Here is a 23,365-nt window from a genome sequence, read left to right as displayed (position 1 = left end):
GATTGCCGGGTGGTTGCGCGGTGGTGACGGTGGTTTTCCACCACCTCACAGACGGCGCGGGGGCGTTGTCAGACCCCTCACTTAGTGTGATGGCAGTTCGGAACCAGAAGGTCGGGGAGGGGTCCTGCCATGGGCTGGATCGAGACAACGGGCGGGTATGCCATCGCGCTTGACGGCACGCGCGTGCTGTGCCGGAACGCCGCGGGGCGCACGCTGAAGCAGGTGCCGCCGAAGCTCAAGGACGACGCGGAGGTCGTGCGGCTGCGGCAGTTGGCGGAGTGGCTGGAGCGGCACCGGCGAGAGTGCCGGGAGCAGGTGGACACCTGGCTGGTGCGCTCGCTGCCGGTGCCGGTGGCCCTGCTGGCGCGGGTGTGGCCGGACGAGGCATGGCAGTCGGCGCTGCGCGATCTCGTGGTGGCCCCGGTGGCGGCGGACGGCTCGGCGGAGACGGCGCGTGCCGGTTTCCTGCGGAACGCCGATCCGGCGCGGGGGCTGGGGATCGTCGATCTGGACGGGGATTCCGTGTGGCTGGAGGCGGCCGAGGTGGAGACGGTGCTGATTCCGCATCCGGTGCTGCTCGAAGAGCTGGCGGAACTGCGGGAGTTCGCGGCCGAGCTGGGGGTCGAGCAGGGCGCGGAGCAGTTGTTCCGCGAGGTGTGGCGACAACCGGAGGGCGCCGGAGGGATCACCGGGGATGCCTCCGGGGGCGCATTCGGGAGCGCCTCCGGGAGCGGTGGTACGGCGCAGGAGTGGTCGGCGTATGCCGACGGGAGGTTCGCGCAGCTGCGGCACGCCACGGCCCGCGCGGTCTCGCTCGGCTATCGGGTGCGTGGCGGTCAGGCGGTATGCCCGCTGGTGGAGAACGGCCGGCAGCTGGAGGCGGCGTACTGGCTGGGGGACGACTACCCCGAGGCGGAGACGCTGACCGGCTCGCTGGAGTGGCGTGACACGGCGGGGCGGCGGCTGCCGCTCGCCGAAGTGGGGCCGGTCGCCTGGTCGGAGGGCGAGCGGATGGCCGCGCTGGTGTACGCGGGCCGTGTGGTCGAGAGCGACGAGGAGAAGGCGCTGTGAGCGACATGCGACCGCTGAGCGGGTCACAGGTGGACGGGGACACCATGCTGGAGGCGGGCGCGGTGCTGCCGCTCGGCGGTGCCGGGGGCGATGTGCTGACGGCGCGTTCGTACGGCCATCCCGCGCTGGACGGGCGCGCGGTGGTACGGCTGGTGTCCGGGGCGATCGGGGCCGCCGAGGATCTCGCCCTGGAGTATCTGGGGTTCGGCGCGGCCGAGGTGACCGAGGTCGGGCGGGTGAAGCGGCAGTCGCTGGGCTTCCCGGCCTGGGCGCTGGTGAACGACCCGGCCAACGGCCATCACGCACTGGCCGTCGTCAAGGAGATGGAGCGGCTCACCCGGCTCGTGGGCACCAAGCCGGGGCTGGCCAAGGAGGGGTTCGACGAGATCGGCGAGCGTCTCGACCGCTCCGTCCCGCACTTCCTGCCCACCTACTACGAACAGGTGGCGCGGCTCTTCCTGGCCGTCGAATCCCGGCAGCAGGCCTCGGTGTTCTTCGGCAAGGCGCGGGCGGCCGAGCAGCGGCACGCGCTGGCGGTCGACGAGGAGCGGCTGCGCGAGGTCTTCCTGGAGTTCGCCGGAGCGGGCGCGCTGACCGGCAAGGCGCTGCGTGAGCACGCCAGGGCACTGACGGGCCGGCTGTCGGCGACCGACGCGTACGGACAGTTCAGGGCGGTGTCGCTGGAGCGGTGCGCGGCCGGGCTCGCCCCGTACGCGGGCATGCTGGAGGATCTGCGCCGCCTCGCGAAGGGCGCGGGGCTGGACGCGGACGCGGAGGAGCGGTCGCTGCTCGCCGAGATCATCCACACCGGCCCGATGAACCGCGCGGCGGGGAGCTTCTGGAAGGCCGCGTTGCCCTCCCTCGCCGCCATCGCGGCCGAGGACCGCTCCGTGCGGGAGCGGCTGCTGACGCTGCTGCCCGCCACGGGCGGTGAGAGGCCCGAGGAGTTCGACGCGTCCTGGCTGGCGCTGCTCGACCGGTGCGGGGCGGTCGAGCTGCTGGTGGACGGGTCGGTTCCGGCCGCCGAGTGGCTGTCGTCCTGGGCCGGGCACCGGCAGCGCGGCTGGCGGACCAGCCTTCGCCTCGAAGCCGAACTGGCCCTGGTGGAAAGGCTGGCGGAGCGGCTGGTGGCCGACGGCGCGCCGGTACGGCTGCTCCGTGGGTACGGCCGGCGCGTGACGGCGGATCTGGATCTCCTCGACGCCTGTCTGGCCTGGGGTGTGCCGGTGGCCGACCCCCCGGAAGCCGCGTCGCACCTCGATCTGGACGACTGGCTGAGGGACGAACGCGCGGGGCGCAGGGATCTGGTCGCGCTGACCCTCGATCCCCGGTTCACGCGGCTGCTGCGCGCGGGTGTGGAGGAGGTGGCCGACAGCGGTGACGCCACGAAGCTGCTCGACGCGATCGCGGACCATCCCGCGCTGCGCACCGTGCTCGTAGGCTGGCTCACCGACCGCGCGGACGATCTGTCGCGGCCCTTTGGACTGCCCGGCCTGGACAAGCTGTTGGGGCGGCTCAGCCGCTTCTCCTCGCCGTCCGTGCTGGCGACGGCTCCGGAGGCGGTAGGGCGCATCACGGCGGTCTCGCCCGCTCCCGCCCTGGCCAGGACCTTGCGGGCGGGGATTCTCGACGAGCTGGGCTGGCCGGCGCTGGAGGAGGCGCTGCCGGGGCTCGGCAAGGTCGACCCGGAGGCGTCGGGACAGCGTTACGGATACCGCGCCGACTCGTGGTACCAGATGCGGGACTCCTGGCCCGCCCTGGTCGTCCGGGTCGGCACGCAGGTCGCGGCGGTCGGGCCGACGGCCGTGCTCGATCAGCGACTGCTGACTCCCCCGACGACCTCGACCCGGTCCTGGGACATGCCGACGATCCGTTACGCGGGCGGCCAGTGGCTGATCGCCAACGGATACGGCGACGACCGGTGGGCCGTGTGGTCGGGCCGTCCCGCCGAGGTGTTCAAGCCCAAGGGCGAGCTGAACGACCACTGGACGGACGCCCAGGTGCCATCCTTCGAGCTGCCCGACGGGGGGCGCTGCTATGGCGGGCGGCCGATGTACGCGGGCGACACCTCGTTCGCGGGGGAGCGCCGCCCGGTCGCCTCGGACGGTATCTCCGTATGGGTGCTGCACGAGAACCAGTGGTGGGAGTACGACCCCGAATCGGCCCGCAGGGGCCGGGTGTCGGTGCCCGCGTTCTTCGACTCGGCCCTGGCAGGAGGTGGCGGGCGCCTGCTGGAGAGGGCCTGCCGGCTGCTGCCCGTGCGGCCCGGTCTGGAGTCCTCGCCGTTCGGCACGAAGGACGGGCTGCTCGGCTGGTGGGTGACGTACGACCCCAAGGAGGGGACACTCACCGCCTGTTCGGTGGACGGCAGCCACAGCCCCGCCGTACCGGTCCCGGCCCGCGATCGCGCTCGTGTCGAGCATCTCACCGACGGCATTCCCGTGCCGCCGCTGCGGCTGCCCGGCGGGGCCTCGCTCCATCCGCGCGAGACCCGTGGCTATGGCGCGTCGGTCTCCCTGTACGACGCCGACGGCATCCAGGTCGCGTTCTTCGAGAACGGAGGCCCGGGTGGCGCGTACGCGGCGGGCACCCCGCTGGTGGCGCCGTTGTCGTACTGGCACGCGCTGCGGACGCGTGACGAGCGGGGTTCGGCCGCGCTGCGCGCGGTGACGGACGCGGACGCGCGGGCGCTGCTGGCCTCGGTGGCCGAGGGGACGACAGCGGAGGCGGCGGTGCGCCGGCTGCTGCCGGACATCACCCACCCCGCTCTGGTGGCGGGCGTGGCCGGGCTGGTGAACGGGGCGGCGCGGCACAGCGGGCGTATCGCCACACTCGCCGAGCACGCGGCGCGAGGGCCGGTCTCCGAGAACGCGGAGGAGAAGGTCCGGTACGCCCACGACGCTGTGCTGAGCAAGGCATCGCAGGGCTTCGCCGCGTCGACGTACCGCTATTACTACTACCAGCGCATGGAGGAGAAGAGCGCGGCGGTCCTCGAACAGCTCCGGCTGCTGTCGACGGCGCTGGCACCCGCCGCGGTGCCGGGGCACACGCCGATCGGGCGGACGGATCAGGGGTGGGTGACGCTGGCCGGAGCCGGGATGGCGGCGCTCGCGTCGCGCGCCGCCTCACCCGTCACCTCCGACGAACACCGGGCCGCGCTGCTGGAGTTCCTCGACGCGGCGCTGAGCGTCGAGACGGACGGTGACGCGCCGCTGATCGACCCGCGCGGGCGGCTGCGCGCCGTCGAGCTGCGGATCCCCGGCAGCGACGGCAGCAAGCTCGCCGGTGACGTACGGCACGCGGGGGCGCGGCGGCTGGTGATCCTCGGGCAACTCCGGTCCGACGACAAGGACGCCTACTGGCACTGCGTGGAGTACGACCCGGCCGGGGCCTTCGGCGGCTGGGACGGATGTGTGCTCATCGAGTCCGAGGTGCTGGGCGCGGCGGACGATCCGGTACGGGCGCCGGTGGTGCGCCGGCTCATGGAGCTGGTACGGGAGCGGGGCCCGCTGCCGTACCGCCCCGAGCAGGCCATCGACTTCGCCGAGCGGGTCGGGATCATCTCGACGGCGGCCGCCCTGCTCCAGCTCGGCTCCCCGGAGACGGGCAGCCATCGGGGCCACGGCACACTGCCCGCCGCGTATCTGGAGCCGTTGGGCGCGAAGAACGCCGAGGTGGAGGTGGGGGTCGCCACGCTCGGCGCGCTGAGCGTCCAGGAGCGACGGGCCTTCAGCGGGCTGCTGCTGCCCGCCGGTCCCGAGCGGGTGGCGGAGCTGTGGACCACCGGGTTCGCGCTGGAACCGCTGGTGGAGGCGTGGATCACGGCGTTCGGCAGGCGACGGCCCGTACCGCCCTCGCTGGTCAGGCAGTTGGTTGCCGAGCTGGGCGGCGGCACCTCGGCGCATGACGCGCTCAACCCGGAGTGGCGGAAGGAGCTGACCGGCCGCACCGAACAGCGGATGGTCGACGGCGAGCTGGAGCCGGCGGAACCGGCGCTGCTGCTGACCGGGTCCACGCTCTATGCCACGGTCGAGGCGCTGCGCTGGCTCGCGTACCGGCTGCCGTACGGCGACCCGCTGCGCGAGATCCTGCCGGTCACCACGCGCATGCTGCGGGAGCGGCTGGCGGACCCCGGTCTGCTGCTGCATCTGAGGGTCGACCGGGACTCCGCCTATGACCCTGTGTCCGGGCGGCTGCGTGAGGCCCGTGGCCTGGCGCCGGAGCGTGGCGCGGGCGACAAGGAGATATTCGAGCTCTCACCGGCGCTGGTGCTCACGCCCTCGCGGTACGGAAACCGCTGGGAGAGCGTCTGGGTGCGGCCCTCGGCCGTACTGCCCCTGGAAGGGACCGACGGCCGGGGCCGGGTCGAGGGCGGTCCCGACCATCCGGATCTGACGCTGCTGGCGGCGACGGCGGGCCCGGCACCGCAGTTGAGTGCGTTGCGGACGCTGCTCAGCGCGGAGTTCATGGAGCTGGTCACGGCGGACGGCCCGCCGGGGCGGCCGCAGGACCCGCGGCTCGGCGCGCCGGAGCTGGTGGGCGAGGCGGCGGAGCGGTTCGGGCTCTCCGAGGACGCCGCCGTGCTCTATCTGATGTTGCTCGCGCTGCCCGATCCGACCGACCGTCACCAGACCGAGTGGACGGGGTGGAAGCCGGCCCGGCTGAAGAAGGCGAGGGCCGAACTGGCCGCCACGGACCTGGTGGTGGAGGCCAAGCGCGCGCGGGCGGGCCGCTCGCTGTTCCTGCCGGGCGGCTGGCTGGAGCAGCACACGCCGCGGTTGCCGGCGGAGAGCTGGAAGACGGCGCTGCTGCCGTGGGACCTGTATGCCTATGTGGTGCCCGACCGGCCGGTGCCGGAGCTGTACAGGGCCGCGTGGCGGCGGGTCGTCGAGGGTGACGTGCCGGGGTTCGAGGAGTTCCAGGGCCGGAGCGGCCGGGGAGGCAGACGATGACGGTGACAGAGATGACGGCGGCGGAGCACGAGCCGGGGCGGCAGCTGGAGCTGCCGGAGGACAGGTACGCGGCGGAGCTGGCGTTCCTCGCGTCGTACGACGACGGGCCGCGCCCGCCGCGATGGCGGCTGACGCCGCGTGCGGTGGTGCTGTTCGTCTGTGGTTCCGACGGCGAGGCGCTGCGGTCGGCCGACGGCGGACAGCTGGTCGTGTCACGGAAGTTCGTGGGCGACCGGGCGCTGGTGGAGCGGTGTGTGGTGACGCTGGCGGGCGAGCGCGGACTGCTGCTCGTCGGTGAGCCGGGCACCGCCAAGTCGATGCTCTCCGAGCTGCTGTCCGCCGCGGTGTGCGGCAGCAGCACGCTCACGGTGCAGGGCACCGCGGGCACCACGGAGGACCAGCTCCGCTACGGCTGGAACTACGCGCTGCTGCTGGCCAAGGGGCCGAGCCGGGAGGCCCTGGTGCCCTCGCCCGTCCTCACGGCCATGACGCGCGGCGCGGTGGCCCGGGTCGAGGAGGTCACGCGCTGTCTGCCCGAGGTGCAGGACGCGCTGGTCTCGATCCTCTCGGAGCGCCGGATGTCCGTGCCCGAACTGGCGGGCGGCGAGGGCGGGGACAGCACGGTGCACGCCGTGCCCGGCTTCACGCTGATCGCCACCGCCAACCTCCGTGACAAGGGCGTCTCCGAGATGTCCGCCGCCCTGAAACGCCGGTTCAACTTCGAGACGGTCGGCCCGATCGGCGATCTCGACGCGGAGACCGAGCTGGTGCGCGGTCAGGCGACGGCGGCGCTGGCGCGCGGCGGGGCGGCGTTCGCCGTGGATGACACGGTGCTGGAGGCGCTGGTCACCGCGTTCCGGGATCTGCGGACGGGACGGAGCGCGGAGGGCTGGGAGATCGAACGCCCCTCGACGGTCATGTCGACGGCCGAGGCGGTGCAGGTGGCCACGTCGATGGGGCTCGGCGCGGCGTATCTCGGCGACGGGCGGGATGTCCTGCGTACGCTGCCCGGCCATCTGCTCGGGACGGTACGCAAGGACGATCCGGCGGACCACGCGCGGCTGTTGGGGTACTGGGACGGCCCGGTGCGCCGCCGGGCGGAGGCGGGCGCTCCGCTGTGGCGGACGCTGTGGGGGCTGCGCGATGAGCTGGGATGAGCCGGAGTCCGGGGCGGGGACGGTTGGGGCCGGGGCGGTCGGGACGGCGGCGGACGGGGCCGGGGCGGGTGGCGCGTCGGCGGGCCGCGGCGGCGAGGGGCCTTCCGAGGCGCTGGCCGGGCTCGCCGGGTGCCGGGAGCCGTATCTGATCGGGGTACGCCACCACTCCCCCGCGCTGGCCGCGGCCGTCCCGGCGATGCTCGACCGGGCGGCGCCGGAGGTGCTGTTCGTCGAGCTGCCCGAGGAGTTCGCGCCCTGGCTGCCGTATCTCGCCGATCCGGCGACGGTCCCCCCGGTCGCCCTGGCGGGCGGCCGGGACGGGGCGGCGGGCGGCGGGCTGGTGTTCCTGCCGTTCGCGGAGTTCTCGCCGGAGCTGGCGGCGATCCGCTGGGCGCGGGAGGCGGGGGTGGACGTCGTTCCGTTCGATCTGCCGCTGGCCGCCCGCGCGTCCGGCCCGGGCGCGGACGCCGAGCCGGACGGGTCCGGTGAGTCCAACGGACCGAACGGATCCGGTGAGTCCGGTGGACCGGCCTGGACCGGTGGGGCGTTGGCCGCCGCGCTGCGGGCACGGGCCGGGGGGCGGCCCGGGGACGATCTGTGGGACCGGCTGGTCGAGGCGGAGGCGCCCGGTTCCGGCCCCGAGGCGCTGCGGCGCGCCGCGCTGCTGGTCGGCTGGGCCCTACGGGCGGACGCGAGCACGGTCGATCCGTACGATCTGCGCCGCGAGGCGAATATGCGGCGCCGGCTGGCCGAGCGCGGGGACCGCCGGGCTGCGGCCGTGATCGGCGCCTTCCACGCGCCCTCGCTGCTGCCGGGCACCGCGGGACCCGGCCCCGGGGACGTGTCGGCGGGGCCGGGGAACGTGCGGGCCGCCGAGGCCGTCGTCACCTCGCTCGTGCCGTACTCGTACGCGCTGCTGGACGAGCGGTCCGGCTATCCGGCCGGGATCCGCGACCCGGAGTGGCAGCGCGGGGTGCATCTCGCGGCGGGTGATCCCGCGCTGCTGGACGATCTGCTGACAGCGACGGCGGTACGGATCTGCGCGGCCGTTCGGGACTCCGGGCATCCGAGCGGGCCGGCCGACGCCCGCGAGGTGGTCCGGGTCGCACGCGACCTGGCGGCGCTGCGCGGGCTGCCCGCCGCCGGCCGAGGTGAGCTGGCCGAGGCGGCACAGACCGTGCTCACACAGGGGCGGTTGCTCGGGCGGGGCCGGGTGGTGGCCTCCGCCATGGAACGGGTGCTGGTGGGGACACGGCAGGGCCGACTCGCGCCGGGCACGCCGCGTTCCGGCCTGGGGCCGGCCGTGGAGGCGCTGCTCGACGGCCTGTCGCTGCCCACACCTGCCGCGCCCGGCCGCCGGGAGCTGCGGCTCGACGCGCACCGCGGCGATCTGGACCGGCGCCGTGAGCTGTGTCTGCGCCGACTCGCCGTCTGCCGTGTCCCGTACGGGGAGGAGGGCGAGGTGGCGGGCGTGGGCGACGCCGCCCCGCTGACCACGCGCTGGGCCGTGGCCTGGTCCCCGTCGACCGCCGCGATGCTGGACGTGGCGGGAGTTCACGGAGTGACGCTCGAACAGGCGGCGGCCGGGATGCTGCGCCGACGGCGCGCGACGGAGCGTGAGCGCGGCGGGCCGACCGCGGCCGAGGTGCTGTCCGGCCTGGAGGACGCGGCGCGGTGCGGACTGCCCGCACTCGCCGCGGAGCGGCTCGCCGAGGCCGCCGGGCTGCTGCCCGCGTCCGGCACCCTGCCGGAACTGCTCGCCGGTCTCGCCCTGTTGGACCGGATCGGGGCGGGGCATCTGCCGGGGCTGCCCTCCGGGTGGGAGCGGGACGCGCTCGACGCGGCATACGAGGAGCTGGCCGCGGCCGGGGTCCGGGCGCTGGACGGGCTCGCCGGGTCCACCGAGCCCGCCGACGCGCGCGCCCTGGTCTCACTGGCCGACCGGGCGGCCGGGGAGCCCGGGCGGGTATCGAGAGCGGCGCCGTCCGTCGGCGGGTCGGCCGATCGCTCCCGTACTGGAGGTACTGGGCCGGCTCCGACGACTCCGGATCCGGCTACGACCCTGGCTCCGGCTCCGGCTCCGACCCTGGCTCCGGCTCCGGCTCCGACCCTGGCTCCGACTCCGACTACGACGACTCCGGCTCCGACGCTGACCACGACTCCGACGCCGACGGCGCGGCTGGGTGCCGTGCCGACGGCCGTGGGCGCGCGACGAACCTCCGGACAGGACCTGGGCGGCGGTTTCCGGCTCGACGCCTCGCTGAAGCGCCTCGACGCCGAGGCGACCCCGCTGATCCGGGGCGCGGCGGGGGCGGCCCGGGTGCTGCTTGGACACCGGGAGGCGGCGGAGTTCGGCACGCGTCTGGCGTCCCGCGTGGACAGCGCGACGACCCCCGGGCTCCGGGCCGATCTGGCGGGATTCCTGCGCGGGACGCTGCTCGCGGCGGGCCCGCTGCTGGAGACAGGCCGCGCGCTCGATCCGCTGCTGGAACGGATCGAGGCCCTGCCCGACCGCGGCTTCCTGGACCGGCTCCCCTCCCTGCGCGCGGGTTTCGACACGCTCGCCCCTGCGGCCCGCTCCCGGCTGCTCGCCGTGGTGGAGGACCGCACGGGCCTCGCCGCGGGCACCCTCCCCGGGACGCTGTCGGATCCGGCGGCTTCGGCGCTCCTGGCGGCGGCCGATCTGGCGGGCCGAGAGGCCCTGGCGGCACGGGGGTTGTATACGGACGCCGAACCGGGCGTGCGGGGCGGGGCGAGTGCGGCACAAGCGCCTCCCGGTGAACTCGATGTCGCCGGTACGCCTGGTGCCCCCGATACCTCCGGTGACCCGAGTGACTCCGTCGGCTCCGGTGTGCCGGGCCATGGTTCCCTCGATGGGGGCGACGACCCGGCCGGGGCCATCGCGCTCACCCCCGGTGAGCGATGGCGACTGCTGCTCGGGCGGGGGCGGGAGCTCACCGGTGGAGCCGCCCGGATCGCCGGCGCGCTCGACGAGTTGTACGGATACGGACGGGGCGAGGGCGCGCGCGGGGAGGAGCGTGACGCGGGCGGCTCCCGGGGCGGGGACGGGGCTTCGTATCCCGATGTCCGCTCCTGGTCCGAGGAGTTGTCCGCGCTGTTCGGGCCCGGCGTACGGGAAGAGGTGCTCGCCGCTGCCGCCGATACGGGACGGCTGGACGCCGCCCTGGAGCTGGACCCGGCCTCTGCCCGGCCATCGGTGGAGCTGCTGCGTACCGTCCTCTCGTACGCCGGTGGACTCCCCGAGCACCAGCTCGCCCGGCTGCGGCCCCTGGTGGCCCGGCTGGTGGCGGAGTTGACCGAGGCGCTGGCCAACCGGCTGCGCCCCGCCCTGACCGGGCTCTCCCATCCGCGCCCGACCCGCCGTCCCGGCGGGCCGCTGGATCTCGCCCGTACGCTGCGCGCGAATCTGGCGACCGCCCGCCGCGATCCGGACACCGGCGCGGTGACGGTCCTTCCGGAGCAGCCCGTCTTCCGTACCCGTGCCCGTAAGGCGGCCGACTGGCGGCTGGTGCTGGTCGTGGATGTCTCGGGTTCGATGGAGGCCTCGACGGTCTGGGCCGCGCTCACCGCCTCCGTACTGGCCGGTGTCCCCGCGGTGAGCACGCACTTCGTCGCGTTCTCCACCGAGGTACTCGACCTCACCGACCAGGTCGACGACCCGCTGAGCCTGCTCCTTGAGGTCCGGGTCGGTGGCGGTACGAACATCGCGCGCGGGCTGCGCCACGCCCGCGAGCTGGTAACGGTGCCGTCCCGCACGCTGGTTGTGCTGATCAGCGACTTCGAGGAGGGCGGCCCGGTCTCCCCGCTGCTCTCGGAGGTACGGGCGCTGGTCGACGCGGGCTGTCAGGTCCTGGGCTGTGCCTCGCTGGACGACAAGGGACGGCCCCGGTATTCGGCCGGGGTGGCGGGCCAGTTGGTGGGGGCGGGTATGCCGGTGGCGGCGCTCAGCCCTCTGGAGCTGGCCCGGTGGGTCGGCGAACGCGTAGGAGGTGCGCACCGATGACGGATTCCGCGGCGGTACTGCCGCCGGTGACCGCCGAAGTGGCGGCCGGGGCGCTCGATCTGCTGCCCGCGCGGCTGCGCAAACGCGTGGACGGGGCGGTGGCGAAGGCCGCCGGCTGGCCGGTGGAGGCGGCGCACGACGGCGTCCTGGTGCGGGTCGCCGAGGACACGGCCGTGACACTGAGGGTGACGGCCGGGATCGTGACCGACCCGGACGACGCGGTGTGCAGTTGTCTCCTGGCCCCGGCCTGTCTGCATCGCGCGGCGGTCCTGTCCGTCGCCCCTCTCGCGGTACGTGAGGAGGGTGACGATGAAGAGGAGGAGAAGAAGGGGACTGACCGGACCAACGGACAAGAGGGGCAAGGGAAGCCGGAGGGGGGACAGGGCGAAGCCGGGGCCGGGGCACCGGCGTCCGCGGTCGCCGACGAGCCCGCGCTCACCCCGGTCCAGTCCATGGCCCTCGACGCGCTTCGGGACGCCGTGACCGCCGTCCTGGTCTCGGGCGTCTCCGGCTCAGGCGCGGTCCACCGCGCCGAATTGCTCCATGCCGCCCACTCCGCGCGGCTGGCCGGGCTGTACCGGCCCGCGGGCACGGCGGTGCGGATCGCGCGGCTGCTCGGCGAGGCCCGTTCCGACGACCCGGCGTTCCGGCTGGCGGGGCTGTCGGGCGAGCTGGCGGAGCTGCTTGATCTGGTGCGCCGCCCCGCCGCCGCCCTCTCCCCGGCCCGCCGCGACTACCGGCCGGAAGGGCCGCTGCGGTTGTACGGGCTGTTCACCGAGCCCGTGGTGACCGCGTCCGGATACGCGGGCGCCACGGTCTACGCGCTCGCGCCCGACGGCACGCTCCGTACGCTCTCGGATGTCGCTCCCGGCGGACCGGAGCGCGCCCTCCAGGCGTCGGGCACGCCGGTCCCCGGCGGCTGCGCGCTCGGGCTGCGGGAGCTGGGCGACGGCGGCGGGGTGATCCTCACCGCGCCCACCGTCTCGCCCGACGGCCGGATCGGCGGCGGCGCGGCGGTACGTTCCGTACGGGCCGTCGGCGCAGGCTGGCGGGAAGCGCCGCTCGCCGCCCTCTGGGAGCGGCCACCCGCCGGACAACTGGGTTCGGCGCTCAGCTGGTTGTCCGAGCCGGCCGACGCCCGTTCGGCAGGGGGCGATCTGCTCTTTCTCGACGGTGTCGTCACGGGCGCGGGCTTCGCCGTGGCCGGGGGGCCCACACTACGGCTCGCGGCGCCCGACGAGCGGACGGAACTCCCCTACGCCGAGAACCTCGCGCTGCTCGCGAGCCGCCGCGGACTCGCGCTGCGGTTGATCGCCCGGGTCGTGCCCGACCGGCCCGACCGGGTGCATGTGCTCGCCGCGTCCTGGATCGGCCACGACGGTCAGCCGGTCCGCGCGGATCTGGGGCTGCGCCTGCTCAACCGCTCGCACATCCCGGCGGTACCGCCGGAACACACGGAGCGCGCGGAGGCAGGGGAGCCACCCGCGCTCCCCGTCGAGCTGGACCTGCTGCGCAGGACCGTGGACCGCGCGGTCGCGGGCGGTCGCGCGGTGTCGGCCATGTCGGCGGACGACGAACTGCCCCGCCGGCTGCGGGCGGTGGGCCTCACCACCGGCGCGCGGCGGGTCGAGGCGCTGACGGACGCGGCGGCGGACCGGCGCCATGACGTCCTGGGCCGGCTGCTGCCCGCCGATCCCGGGGGCTTCGCCCTGGCCTGGCTGGCCGCGGCGGTCTACGCGTCGGCGGCGACCGAGTCACTGCTGCTGGCGGCCTGGACACCACCGGACATATCCGCGAACTGATCGGCGCCGTCGATCGTCATACAGAGTGGAGTAGCGGGATGAACGGGAAATCCAGGACCACCCAGGGGGGACCATGCCACCGCCGAGGCTGTCACGCCTACGCGCGCTACTGCCGCGCGCGCTACGGCTACGCGCGCCACGGCTGAAACGTCGGCTGCGGCAGCCGGGAGAGGCCCGGCCGCCGCGTTTCCGGCTCACTCGACGGCGTCGGAGACACCTCGTGCAGGCCGTCATGCTCGGATGCGCGCTCGCGCTGGCGCCCGCGACATGGATGCACGCGGTCGCGGACAGCCGGATCCGTACGGTCGCCGAGGTTCCGGCCCGGGACGTCGCCGTGGTCTTCGGCGCCGGGCTGTGGTCCGGCCGGCCGACGCCGTATCTCGCGCACCGCCTCGACGCGGCGGCCGAGCTGTACAGCGCGGGGAAGGTGAGGGTGGTGCTGGTGACCGGGGACAACAGCCGGGAGGAGTACGACGAGCCGAGCGCGATGCGGACGTATCTGGTCGAGCGCGGGGTCCCGGACGACCGGATCGTCAGCGACTACGCGGGGTTCGACACCTGGGACTCCTGTGTACGGGCCAAGAAGATATTCGGGGTCGACCGGGCGGTGCTGGTGACACAGGGGTTCCATGTCCGGCGCGCGGTGGCGCTCTGTGGGGCGGCGGGCGTCGAGTCGTACGGCGTCGGGGTCGCGGAGCCGCATGACGCGACCTGGTACTACGGCGGGATACGGGAGGTGTTCGCCTCGGGGAAGGCGGCGGCGGAGGCGGTGCTCCGGCCGAACCCCATGTTCCTCGGACCGGCCGAGACGGGTGTGGCCGAGGCGCTGGCGGCGGGCGGCGGAGGCGCCCGCTGACACCCGCTGACGCCTGCTCACACCCGCCACTCCAGCCGACGCCCGCCGACACGCGCTCACACCCGCCGACGCCCGCTGACGCCTGCTCACGCCCGCCGACACCCGCCACGATGCCCACCGTCCATGTCCGGTCAGCGCCCGCGCAGGTGGGCGAGCCAGTCGCCGTCCGCGATCAGCCGCCCACGTGCCCGTAGCCCGCGGGCGACGCGCGGCGCCGCGAAGTACACCCATGCCCTGACCGGGGTGCCGTCGGACCGCAGGACATCGCGGACCACCCGTACATACAGATTGCGCGGATCGTCGGGTGCCTCGTACCCCTCCAACTCGTCCAGTTCGGTGAGCAGTTCGCCGTACTCCCCGGGCTTCGCCGTGACCAGCTCGCCGACGACGGTGCCGGAGGCAACCGCGTCAGGGGCGGACGTGCCGGGGGCCTCGATCGCGTACGGGTAGCCGGGGCCGTCGTACAGCAGCGCTCCCGTCAGCCTGGCCGGTTCCTCCTCGGCCACGCGTCCGCGCAGGCAGAGGTCATGATTCCGCTCGCCCGGCCGCAGCGTGCCGTAGACGAAGAACGGAAGCCCGCCCTCGGCCCTCATGGTGCGACGGTCTCCTCGGCGATCCAGGTCAGATACTCCGCGCTCCCCCGCACCACCGGCGTGGCGATGATCTCCGGTGTCTCGTAGTCATGGGCCTCCTTCAGATGGGCCTCCAGCGCGTCATAACGGGCAGCGGTGGTCTTGAAGAGGATCTGCCACTCCTCGCTGGTCTCGATCGCGCTCCGCCAGCGGTACACGGAGGTGACGGGCGCGGAGATCTGCGCACAGGCGGCGAGCCGGGCCTCGATCACACCCCGGGCCAGGTCCTCCGCCTTGTCGGCGCTGTCGGTCGTGGTCAGCACGGTCAGGCACTCGGCGAGCGGCACGGGCGGACTCCTTCGGGTTCCGGATGTTCGGTGGCGGGCCGGGGGACCTTACACCGCGAGGTCCGCGAACTGCGAGGCGTACAGCCGTGCGTACGCGCCCTCCGCCGCCAGCAGTTCGTCGTGCGTGCCCTGTTCGACGATCGCGCCGTTCTCCATCACCAGGATCACGTCCGCGTCCCGGATCGTGGAGAGCCGGTGCGCGATCACAAAGCTCGTACGGCCCGACCGCAGGGAGGACATGGCCCGCTGGATGAGGACTTCGGTCCGGGTGTCCACCGAGCTGGTCGCCTCGTCCAGGACCAGGATGGCCGGTTCCGCGAGAAACGCCCGTGCGATGGTGAGGAGCTGCTTCTCGCCCCCGCTGAGTCCCGCGCCCTCCTCGTCCACGACCGTGTCGTAGCCGTCGGGGAGCGTACGGATGAACCGGTCCGCGTGCGTGGCGCGCGCCGCCTCGACGACGCGTTCGTGCGAGACCTCGCCGGGGACGCCGTACGCGATGTTGTCCGCGATCGTGCCGCCGAAGAGCCAGGTGTCCTGGAGGACCATGCCGATCCCCGACCGCAGCTCCTCCCTGGGGAGCCGCGCGATATCGACGCCGTCGAGCGTGATCCGGCCGCCCGTCACCTCGTAGAACCGCATCAGCAGATTGACCAGCGTGGTCTTTCCGGCGCCCGTCGGCCCGACGATCGCGACCGTCTGCCCCGGCTCCACGACGAGCGACAGGTCCTCGATGAGCGGCTTCGCCGGCTCGTACCGGAACGACACCTTCTCGAACGAGACCGTCCCGGGCCCTCTGCCCGGAACCGGGCCCGGGCCCGCCGGGCCTGTGCCTGCGCTCGCGTCTGTACCTGTGCCTGTCCCTGTGCCTGTGCCCGTGATCGCGTCTGTGCCCATTGCGGGGGACGGCTCGTCCTCCGCGTCCAGCAGTTCGAAGACCCGCTCGGCGGAGGCGACGCCCGATTGGAGGAGGTTGGCCATGGAAGCGAGCTGGGCGACCGGTCCATTGAATTCGTACGAGTAGTGGAAGAAGGCCTGGACATCGCCGATGGACAGCGTCCCCGAGGCGACCTTCAGCCCGCCGGCCACCGCGATGAGCACATAGGTCAGATTGCCGACGAAACTCAGCGCGGGCTGGATGACCCCCGAGATGAACTGTGCCCGGAAACTCGCCTCGTACAACTCCTCGTTGTGCTTCTCGAAGGTATGGACGGCCTCCCGCTTCCGGCCGAAGACCAGCACCTCGGCGTGACCGGTGTACATCTCCTCGACATGGCCGTTGAGCCGGCCGGTGACGGCCCACTGCTTGACGAACTGTGGCTGGGCCCGCTTCCCGATCCATACCGCCGCCAGGACCGACACCGGCACGGTCACCAGGACGATCAGCGCCAGCCGCGGTGAGATCCAGAACATCATCGCCAGCGCGCCGACGAGCGTGAGCACTCCACGCACCATCTGGCCGAACGCCTGCTGCATGGTCTGAGTGATGTTGTCGATGTCATTGGTGGTACGGGAGAGGACTTCGCCACGCGGCTGCTGGTCGAAGTACGCGAGCGGCACCCGGGAGAGCTTCGTCCGCGCCTCCTCACGCAACCGGTAGCCGGCCCGCTGGACGACCTCCGTCGTGAGCCGTGTCTGCGCCCAGCTGAGGGCGGCGGCGGCGACCGTCAGGGAGAGAACGACGCCGAGGGCCCGTGCCACCGCCGGGTAGTCGACACCATGCGGACCGCCGGCTCCGGAGACCACCAGATCGGTGGCGTGGCCGAGGATCTTCGGGAGGACGACGGCGAGGGCTACGGCGGCCGTCCCGGTGGCGAGCACGCCCAGCAGCAGAGCCCGCTCGGGCGCCATCATCCGCAGCAGCCGTGTGGTGGAGCGGCCGAAGTCCAGGGAACGTTCGAGGGACGGTCCCGCGATCAGGCCGGGGCCACGCTGCGGCGCGGGCCCCCGGCGTTCGGGAGCGCTCACGCGGCTTCCTCCTCGCTGAGCTGGGAGAGGACGATCTCCCGGTAGGTGTCGTTGTTCCGCATGAGCTGTTCATGGGTGCCGGTGCCGACGACCCGGCCCTCGTCGAGGACCACGATCCGGTCGGCGCCGCGGATGGTGGAGACACGCTGGGCGACGATCACCACGGTCGCCTCCGCGGTCTCCCTGGCCAGCGCCGCCCTGAGCGCCGCGTCGGTGGCGTAGTCCAGCGCCGAGAACGAGTCGTCGAAGAGATAGATCTCGGGGCGCGCGACCACCACCCGGGCGATGGCCAGGCGTTGACGCTGTCCGCCGGAGAGATTGCCGCCGCTCTGGGCGACCGGCGCGTCGAGCCCCTCCGCCAGCGCGGCCACGAATCCGGCCGCCTGCGCGGTCTCCAGCGCCCGCCACAGCTCGTCGTCGGTCGCGTCCGGTTTCCCGTAGCGGAGGTTGGAGGCGATGGTTCCGGAGAAGAGGTACGGCTTCTGCGGTACGAAGCCGACCGTACGGGCGAGCTCGGCCGGGTCGATGGCCCGGATGTCGGTGCCCCCGACCAGTACCTCGCCCTCGGTCGTGTCGAGCAGTCTCGGCACCAAATTGAGCAGGGTGGTCTTGCCGCTGCCCGTCGAGCCGATGACGGCGGTCGTACGACCGGGACGCGCGGTCAGATCGACCGAGCGCAGGACGGGCTCCTCGGCTCCGGGGTAGCGGAATCCGGCGCCCCGGATCTCCAGCCGACCGGCCTCGACGAGCAGAGACCCGGACAACTGGCCCCCGAACAGCCGGTCCCCGGGAAGCCCAGCCCCGAACGGGACGGCCCCGAACGGTTCGGTACCGGACGATTCGGTACCGGACGATTCGGTACCGGACGGCCCGGCCCCGGACGGCCCGGCGTCCAGGACCTCCTGGACCCGCTCGGCGCTCACCGCCGCGCGCGGCAACTGCATCAGCAGAAAGATCGTCATCATCACGGCCATCAGGATCTGCATCAGATAGCCGAGGAAGGCGATCAGCGAACCGGCCCCCAGCGCACCGGAGTCGAGACGATGCCCGCCGGCCCAGACGATCGTGACGGTCGCGAGCTCCCAGACCAGCATGACCGTCGGCAGCATCCACGAGGTGAGCCGGCCGGTCCGCAGGGCGACGGTCATCAGCTCCCGGTTGGCCTGGGCGTACCGCCGCCGCTCGTGCGTGTCGCGCACGAAGGCCCGGATGACCCGTACCCCGGTGATCTGCTCCCGCGTCATCCGGTTGACCTGATCGATACGCCGCTGCATGCCCTCGAACAGCGGTGGCATCCGCCGGACGATCAGACCGAGACAGCCGGCGAGCAGCGGTACGAAGGTCAGCAGCAGCAGCGCGAGCGGCACATCCTGTCGGAGGGCCATCGCGATCCCGCCGACACAGGTCAGCGGGGCCGCGGCCAGCATGGTCAGCCCGGTCGCCGTGAGTGTCTGGATCTGCTGGACGTCGTTGGTCGTCCGGGTGATCAGCGAGGCGGCGCCGAAGCGGCCCATCTCCCGTACGGAGAAGTCCTGCACGCGGGAGAAGACGGCGGACCGCAGATCGCGGCCGGCGCCCATCGCGACCCGGGCGCCGAAGTACACGGCCGCGCCGGCGGCGAGGATCTGGAGCAGGGTGACGGCGAGCATCACCCCACCGGTCGACAGCACATGGCCGGTGTCACCGCTCAGCACCCCGTTGTTGATGATGTCGGCGTTGAGGGTGGGCAGATAGAGCGTGGACAGCGTCTGGATCAGCTGGAGCAGGACGACCAGTGCGAGCGTCCCGGTATAGGGGCGGAGCCGATGGCCCAGCAGGCGGAGCAGAACAGACATCTCTTGTGTCCCCCGTACTCGAAGTGGTGGTCGCGCGCCGCGACGGCCGTCAACCGCCGTACGGGCGGACGGACTTGGCCTCGCGCAGCGCCAGCCCCCACCAGGCGAGCCGGTCGAGCATCGTCCGCGCGGCGGCGTCGCACGCGGCGGGGTCCCGGTGCCGGCCCTCGGCGTCGAAGTCCGCGTGCGCGTTGTGGAAGGAGACCGTGTCCCGGACGGTGACGGCGTGCATCTCGGCGAAGACCTGGCGCAGTTGCTCGACGGCGCGCAGCCCGCCCGACATCCCGCCGTACGAGACGAAGCCGACGGGCTTGGCCTGCCATTCGACGAGGTGCCAGTCGATCAGCGCCTTGATGGCGGCGGGGAAGGAGTGGTTGTACTCGGGGGTGAGGACGACGAAGGCGTCGGCGTCGGCCAGCGCCGGGGTGACCTTGTCGAGTTCGGCCCGCACGGCGGGTCCCGGGCGGGAGGAGAGGGGGGCCGACAGGTCCGTGTCGGCGAGATCGATGAAGGTGGTGGTGAAGTCCTGGTGCTCGGCGGCGCGGGCGAGGAACCAGTTGGAGACGACGGGGCCGAAGCGGCCTTCGCGGTTGCTGCCCAGGATGACGGCGAGCCGCAGCCCGCCCCCGTTCCCCGCGTGTCCGGGCAGGGCTGTGATCGCGGATTCCCGCGTGGTGAGGTCCATGGGAAGAGCGTCATACTTCAACCATGGTTCAGGTCAAGTTACGCTGGCCGGATGACGCAACTCGCCTGGAACGCCAAGGAAGCCACCGTCGGTGAACTGGCCGAACGCAGCGGGGTCGCCCCCTCCGCGCTGCGCTTCTACGAGCGCGAGGGGCTGATCAGCAGCCGCCGTACGACCGGGAACCAGCGCCGCTACAGCCGGGACACGCTCCGCCGGGTCGCCTTCATCCGTACCTCGCAGCGCCTCGGTATACCGCTCGCCACGATCCGCGAGGTCCTCGCGCTGCTGCCGGAGGACCGTACGCCCACCCGGGAGGACTGGGCGCGGATCTCCGAGTGCTGGCGCGACGACCTCGACCGGCGCATCCGTACGCTGCGGCGGCTGCGGGACGATCTCGCGGACTGCATCGGCTGCGGCTGTCTGTCGCTGGACCGCTGCGTGCTCTCCAACCCCGGCGACGAACTGGCCTCGCACGGGCCAGGACCTCGCCGGCTCATAGAGGACTGACAGGCATACGGTGAGGTGCATGACAACTACCTCCAGCGCACCACAGCTCCTGACAGAGGTCGACGGCCGGCCCGCCACGGAGGCCGATCTGCGGCTCCGCGCGCTCGACACATACGGGCACTTCACCGCCATGCAGATCAGGGACGGCCGGGTACGCGGGCTGGACCTCCATCTCGCCCGGCTGGACGCGTCGACCCGGGAGCTGTTCGGCACGGGCCTGGACGGCGAGCGGGTGCGCGCCCTGCTGCGGCACGCGCTCGGTGATGTACGGGACGCCTCGGGGCGGGTCTACGTGCACTGGCCCGAGGGCGCGGAGGAGGCCAGTGTGATGGTGACGGTACGGCCGCCCGCGGTCCCGGACGAACGGGCGCGGAGCCTGATGTCCGTCCCGTATCTGCGCCCGGTCGCGCACGTCAAGCATCTGGGCGGGTTCGCTCAGACGCACTACGGGCGGGTGGCCAGGAAGGCGGGCTTCGACGACGCGCTGCTGACGGGCGAGCGCGGGGTGGTGGCCGAGGCGGCGATCGCCAATATCGCCTTCTGGGACGGCGATTCGGTGGTCTGGCCGGACGCGCCGGTTCTGACGGGTATCACCATGGCGCTGGTGGAGCCCCGTCTCCCGGCCGCCGGTCTCCCTTCGGTACGACGTGAGGTCACCCTGGCGGACCTGCCCCGGTACCGGGCGGCCCTGGTCACCAACTCGCACGGGATCGCCCCGGTGAGCCGGATCGACGACACGGTCTTCCCCGGGGACCCGGCCTTGGTGCGCAGGGTGATCGAGCTGTACGACGGGGTGGAGTGGGACCGCGTCTGAGTGACGGGACGGCCCCCGGCACCGCTCCGAGTCACCCGTTCGGCGCGGCGCGGGCCGCTGTGCCGATGGACCGCCGCCGCTCCACCGTGACCTGCGACGACACCGGCGCGCGGGCCCGGCAGGCGCCCTCCGGCCGACGAATCTGATCGTCCATCAGCAGGCGTGCGCGCTCCGTGGCGCCTTATCTCGGAGGTGACGAGTACCGCGGGTGACGAGTACCGCGCCGCTGCCAGCCTCGGAGGATGCCACCATGCCCACCACTGTCCGACTGCAAACCGGAACCGCCCTGGCAGCCGCCGCGATAGCCCTGACCGTCGCGGGCACTACGGCGGCCGTCGCCGGGGACCGTGACGGGAGCTGGGACAGCGGTCGCGACACCGGCCGGGAGGGCGGTTGGAACGGAGGACCCGCCGGGTACGGAGGACCCGCCGGCAACGAAGGGCCTGTCGGTAACGAAGGGCCCGCCGGCAACTGGGACAGTGGGCAGGACCGCGGGAAGCCGGCCCGGCTGGAGCTCTCCCCCAGGCATGTGCGCCCCGGCACCACCGTCGTCGCCAGGACCACGGCCTGCGGACGGGACGGTGGCGGCAGGGGCTTCGCCGAGTCCGTCGGCGCCGGGCAGTTCAGGCTGGAACGCCGCGCCGCCCCCAAGGAGGCCATGGCCGGAGAGTTCCGGGTGGCGCGCAACGCCAGGACAGGAACGCACAGCATCCGTGTGCGCTGTGACAACGGCAGAGAGGCCCGCGGCGAGCTCTTCGTGGAGCACGGCGGGCCGACCGGCCATGTGAGAACGGGGGTCGGCGGCAGCGTCGGCCCCGACACCACCCAGATCGCGGCGGGCGTGGCCATGCTGGCCGCAGCCGCCGTCGGCGGGACCTGGCTCCTGCGTCGCCGGGCGAGCGGCGCGCAGGCAAGCTGACGGGCCGGCCTCCACCGCCCCGGTCCCGCCCCGCGTCCCCGTCCCCGTCACGCTCATCGCTGACGGGGGCGGGGAACCTCTCCGGGCCCCTCCACACCGCACCGGACCCCCTCCCCGCACAGGATCAGAAGCCATCCGCACGACCGACGGGAACACAGGAGAACAGGACTGATGACCGCCAGGGCCAGGCGCAGAGGCAGAGGCATGTACGGGGCCGGGTGCGGCGCCATATGCGGAGGAGGCGGCGGGGGCAGATGCGCCTGCGGAGCCGGCGGCCGGACCAGGGGCGGAGGTTCGGGCTGGCTGATAGCCATTCCCGTCCTTGTCGGGATCTGGCTCGTCCAGAACGGCTCCGAGCCCGTGACGCCGCCCATGCCGACCGCCGCGGAGGCCTTCGCCGCGGGCCCCGGCAGCCACAGCCAGATCACCGCGGCTCCGATGCGGCCGTCGGCCCCGGTGCGTCTGAGCATCCCCGAGATCACGGTGGACGCGCAGGTCCTCGGGCTGGGGCTGGGGCGCGACGGCAGTCTCGACGTACCGCCTTCCGGTATCCGCAACATCACGGGCTGGTACAAGGACGGCGCCACCCCGGGGGCCAAGGGGACCGCGATCCTGGCCGGTCATGTCGACAACGCGCAGGGGCCCGCCGTCTTCTACGAGCTGGGCACGCTCAAGAAGGGCCATCACATCGAGGTGACCCGGGCGGACGGCAGTACCGCCGTCTTCACGGTCGACGCGCTGGAGGTCTACGACAACGCCGAGTTCCCCGACCGCAGGGTGTACGGGGCCACGGACCGGGCGGAGCTACGGGTGATCACCTGCGGCGGCGGCTTCGCCAAGAAGGGCGGCTACCAGGGCAATGTGGTGGTGTACTCCCATCTCACCGGCACGAGATAGCACCGGAGGAGCGGCCGGTCCCAGCCACGCGCGCCCCTCTGCCCCGTGCCCCGCCCCCATCCGCGCGCTCACGCGTTCCACTGGTCGAACGCGAGCTTCGCGACCAGTGAGAACACCACGACCAGCAGCACTCCGCGTACGAACTCGCTCCCCTTCCGGAGGGCCATCCGCGCACCGAACATCCCGCCCGCCAGATTGAACACCGCCATCAGCGCGGCCAGTTGCCACAGCACGGTGCCCTGGTAGGCGAACATCGCGAGCGCGCCACCGTTGGTGCAGACGTTCACGATCTTCGCGGTGGCGGAGGCCGTCACCAGATCGAGATGGAGTACGGCGGTGAGCGCGAGCACAAGAAACGTTCCTGTACCGGGTCCGAACAGCCCGTCGTAGAACCCGATCCCGCCGCCGACCAGCACGATCGCGGTGACCGTACGTACCCGGGTGACCGGGCCGCCCGCCCCCGTCCCGCCGAAGGACGGCCGCAGCAGGACGAAGGCCGCCACACCGAGCAGCACCACCATGATCACGGGCCGGAGCACCTCGCTGCTGATCCCGGCCGCGAAGAAGGCTCCGCCCATCGAGCCCGCCAGGGCCGCGAGCCCGATCCGTACGGCCGTCCTCACATCGACCGGCGCCTTGCGCAGATAGGTCACCGCCGCGCCGGAGGTGCCGACGATGGCCACCGCCTTGTTGGTGCCGAGGATGTGCGCGGCGGGTACGTGCGGCAGTCCGAGGAGCATCGCGGGCAGGAGCAGCAGCCCGCCGCCGCCCACTACGGCATCGATCCAGCCGGCCGCCCCGGCGGCGAGGCAGAGCACAACGAGCATGGTCAGCGAGATGTCGGGCATGATCGCGACCCTATGGACGAGGGGTGTGCCCCGTCCATGGATCCCGGGAGAGTGTGAGATAGCCGGAGCCGCCCTCGCATCCGCCCTCACACCCTCCGCTCCGCCGCGCTGAGC

16 protein-coding genes are annotated in these 23,365 nt (G+C 73.2%); 10 read left to right on the top strand and 6 right to left on the bottom strand.

Annotation, left to right across the window (positions count from 1 at the left end):
* Positions 1–129 precede the first annotated feature (129 nt).
* The 6 genes from AB0M67_RS12870 (at position 130) to AB0M67_RS12845 (ending at position 13,862) form a co-directional block, all read left to right on the top strand.
* Positions 130–1,071, top strand: a complete 942-nt coding sequence (locus AB0M67_RS12870) for a DUF4132 domain-containing protein (RefSeq protein ID WP_365745373.1) — start codon at positions 130–132, stop codon at positions 1,069–1,071.
* Entirely contained in the window at positions 1,068–6,023 is a 4,956-nt protein-coding gene (locus tag AB0M67_RS12865) for a hypothetical protein (RefSeq protein WP_365745372.1), read from the top strand. Before AB0M67_RS12870 ends, AB0M67_RS12865 begins: the two co-directional genes overlap by 4 nt.
* Positions 6,020–7,180: an AAA family ATPase gene (locus AB0M67_RS12860; protein WP_365745371.1), complete on the top strand. Its 1,161-nt coding sequence runs from the start codon at positions 6,020–6,022 to the stop codon at positions 7,178–7,180. Before AB0M67_RS12865 ends, AB0M67_RS12860 begins: the two co-directional genes overlap by 4 nt.
* The gene (locus AB0M67_RS12855) at positions 7,167–11,204 is read left to right on the top strand and encodes a DUF5682 family protein (RefSeq protein WP_365745370.1); all 4,038 of its coding nucleotides are present in this window, start codon (positions 7,167–7,169) and stop codon (positions 11,202–11,204) included. Before AB0M67_RS12860 ends, AB0M67_RS12855 begins: the two co-directional genes overlap by 14 nt.
* Positions 11,201–13,006 carry a hypothetical protein gene (locus AB0M67_RS12850; protein WP_365745369.1) on the top strand — a complete coding sequence of 602 codons (1,806 nt, stop codon included), beginning with the start codon at positions 11,201–11,203 and terminating at the stop codon, positions 13,004–13,006. The genes AB0M67_RS12855 and AB0M67_RS12850 overlap by 4 nt, the downstream gene beginning before the upstream one ends.
* Positions 13,007–13,238: 232 nt before the next feature.
* Positions 13,239–13,862: an ElyC/SanA/YdcF family protein gene (locus AB0M67_RS12845; RefSeq protein ID WP_365745541.1), complete on the top strand. Its 624-nt coding sequence runs from the start codon at positions 13,239–13,241 to the stop codon at positions 13,860–13,862.
* A 131-nt stretch (positions 13,863–13,993) separates the two neighbouring features.
* Here the strand turns inward: AB0M67_RS12845 and AB0M67_RS12840 are convergent, their stop codons facing one another.
* The 5 genes from AB0M67_RS12840 to AB0M67_RS12820 are packed head-to-tail and all read right to left on the bottom strand — an operon-like array spanning position 13,994 to position 19,266.
* Positions 13,994–14,455 (bottom strand): gamma-glutamylcyclotransferase family protein, encoded by a 462-nt coding sequence (locus AB0M67_RS12840; RefSeq protein ID WP_365745368.1) that lies wholly within the window; start codon positions 14,453–14,455, stop codon positions 13,994–13,996.
* On the bottom strand, positions 14,452–14,781 hold the full coding sequence (gene cutA / locus AB0M67_RS12835) for a divalent-cation tolerance protein CutA (protein ID WP_030354148.1): 330 nt from the start codon (positions 14,779–14,781) through the stop codon (positions 14,452–14,454). Before cutA ends, AB0M67_RS12840 begins: the two co-directional genes overlap by 4 nt.
* 48 nt (positions 14,782–14,829) lie before the next feature.
* Positions 14,830–16,746, bottom strand: a complete 1,917-nt coding sequence (locus AB0M67_RS12830) for an ABC transporter ATP-binding protein (RefSeq protein ID WP_365745367.1) — start codon at positions 16,744–16,746, stop codon at positions 14,830–14,832.
* Positions 16,743–18,581, bottom strand: coding sequence for an ABC transporter ATP-binding protein (locus tag AB0M67_RS12825; protein ID WP_365745366.1), 1,839 nt, complete (start codon positions 18,579–18,581; stop codon positions 16,743–16,745). Before AB0M67_RS12825 ends, AB0M67_RS12830 begins: the two co-directional genes overlap by 4 nt.
* Before the next feature lie 49 nt (positions 18,582–18,630).
* The gene (locus AB0M67_RS12820) at positions 18,631–19,266 is read right to left on the bottom strand and encodes an NAD(P)H-dependent oxidoreductase (RefSeq protein ID WP_365745365.1); all 636 of its coding nucleotides are present in this window, start codon (positions 19,264–19,266) and stop codon (positions 18,631–18,633) included.
* A gap of 51 nt (positions 19,267–19,317) precedes the next feature.
* Between AB0M67_RS12820 and soxR the strand changes: the two genes are divergently transcribed.
* The 4 genes from soxR (at position 19,318) to AB0M67_RS12800 (ending at position 22,403) form a co-directional block, all read left to right on the top strand.
* Positions 19,318–19,773, top strand: coding sequence for a redox-sensitive transcriptional activator SoxR (gene soxR, locus AB0M67_RS12815; protein WP_365745364.1), 456 nt, complete (start codon positions 19,318–19,320; stop codon positions 19,771–19,773).
* 19 nt (positions 19,774–19,792) lie between these two features.
* A complete protein-coding gene (locus AB0M67_RS12810) occupies positions 19,793–20,587 on the top strand; it encodes an aminotransferase class IV (RefSeq protein WP_365745363.1) in 795 nt (264 codons plus the stop codon).
* A 250-nt stretch (positions 20,588–20,837) separates the two neighbouring features.
* Complete coding sequence (locus tag AB0M67_RS12805; RefSeq protein ID WP_365745362.1) at positions 20,838–21,506, top strand: hypothetical protein; 669 nt, start codon at positions 20,838–20,840, stop codon at positions 21,504–21,506.
* Between the two features lie 171 nt (positions 21,507–21,677).
* Positions 21,678–22,403, top strand: a complete 726-nt coding sequence (locus AB0M67_RS12800; RefSeq protein WP_365745361.1) for a class F sortase — start codon at positions 21,678–21,680, stop codon at positions 22,401–22,403.
* A 68-nt stretch (positions 22,404–22,471) separates the two neighbouring features.
* Here the strand turns inward: AB0M67_RS12800 and AB0M67_RS12795 are convergent, their stop codons facing one another.
* On the bottom strand, positions 22,472–23,251 hold the full coding sequence (locus tag AB0M67_RS12795) for a TSUP family transporter (RefSeq protein ID WP_365745360.1): 780 nt from the start codon (positions 23,249–23,251) through the stop codon (positions 22,472–22,474).
* Between the last annotated feature and the right edge of the window lie 114 nt (positions 23,252–23,365).

This window comes from Streptomyces sp. NPDC051662 (assembly GCF_040681655.1).
Taxonomy (GTDB): Bacteria; Actinomycetota; Actinomycetes; order Streptomycetales; family Streptomycetaceae; genus Streptomyces.
The sequence above is the reverse complement of the archived record's forward strand: the minus strand, read 5'-3'. Positions and strand labels throughout refer to the sequence as shown.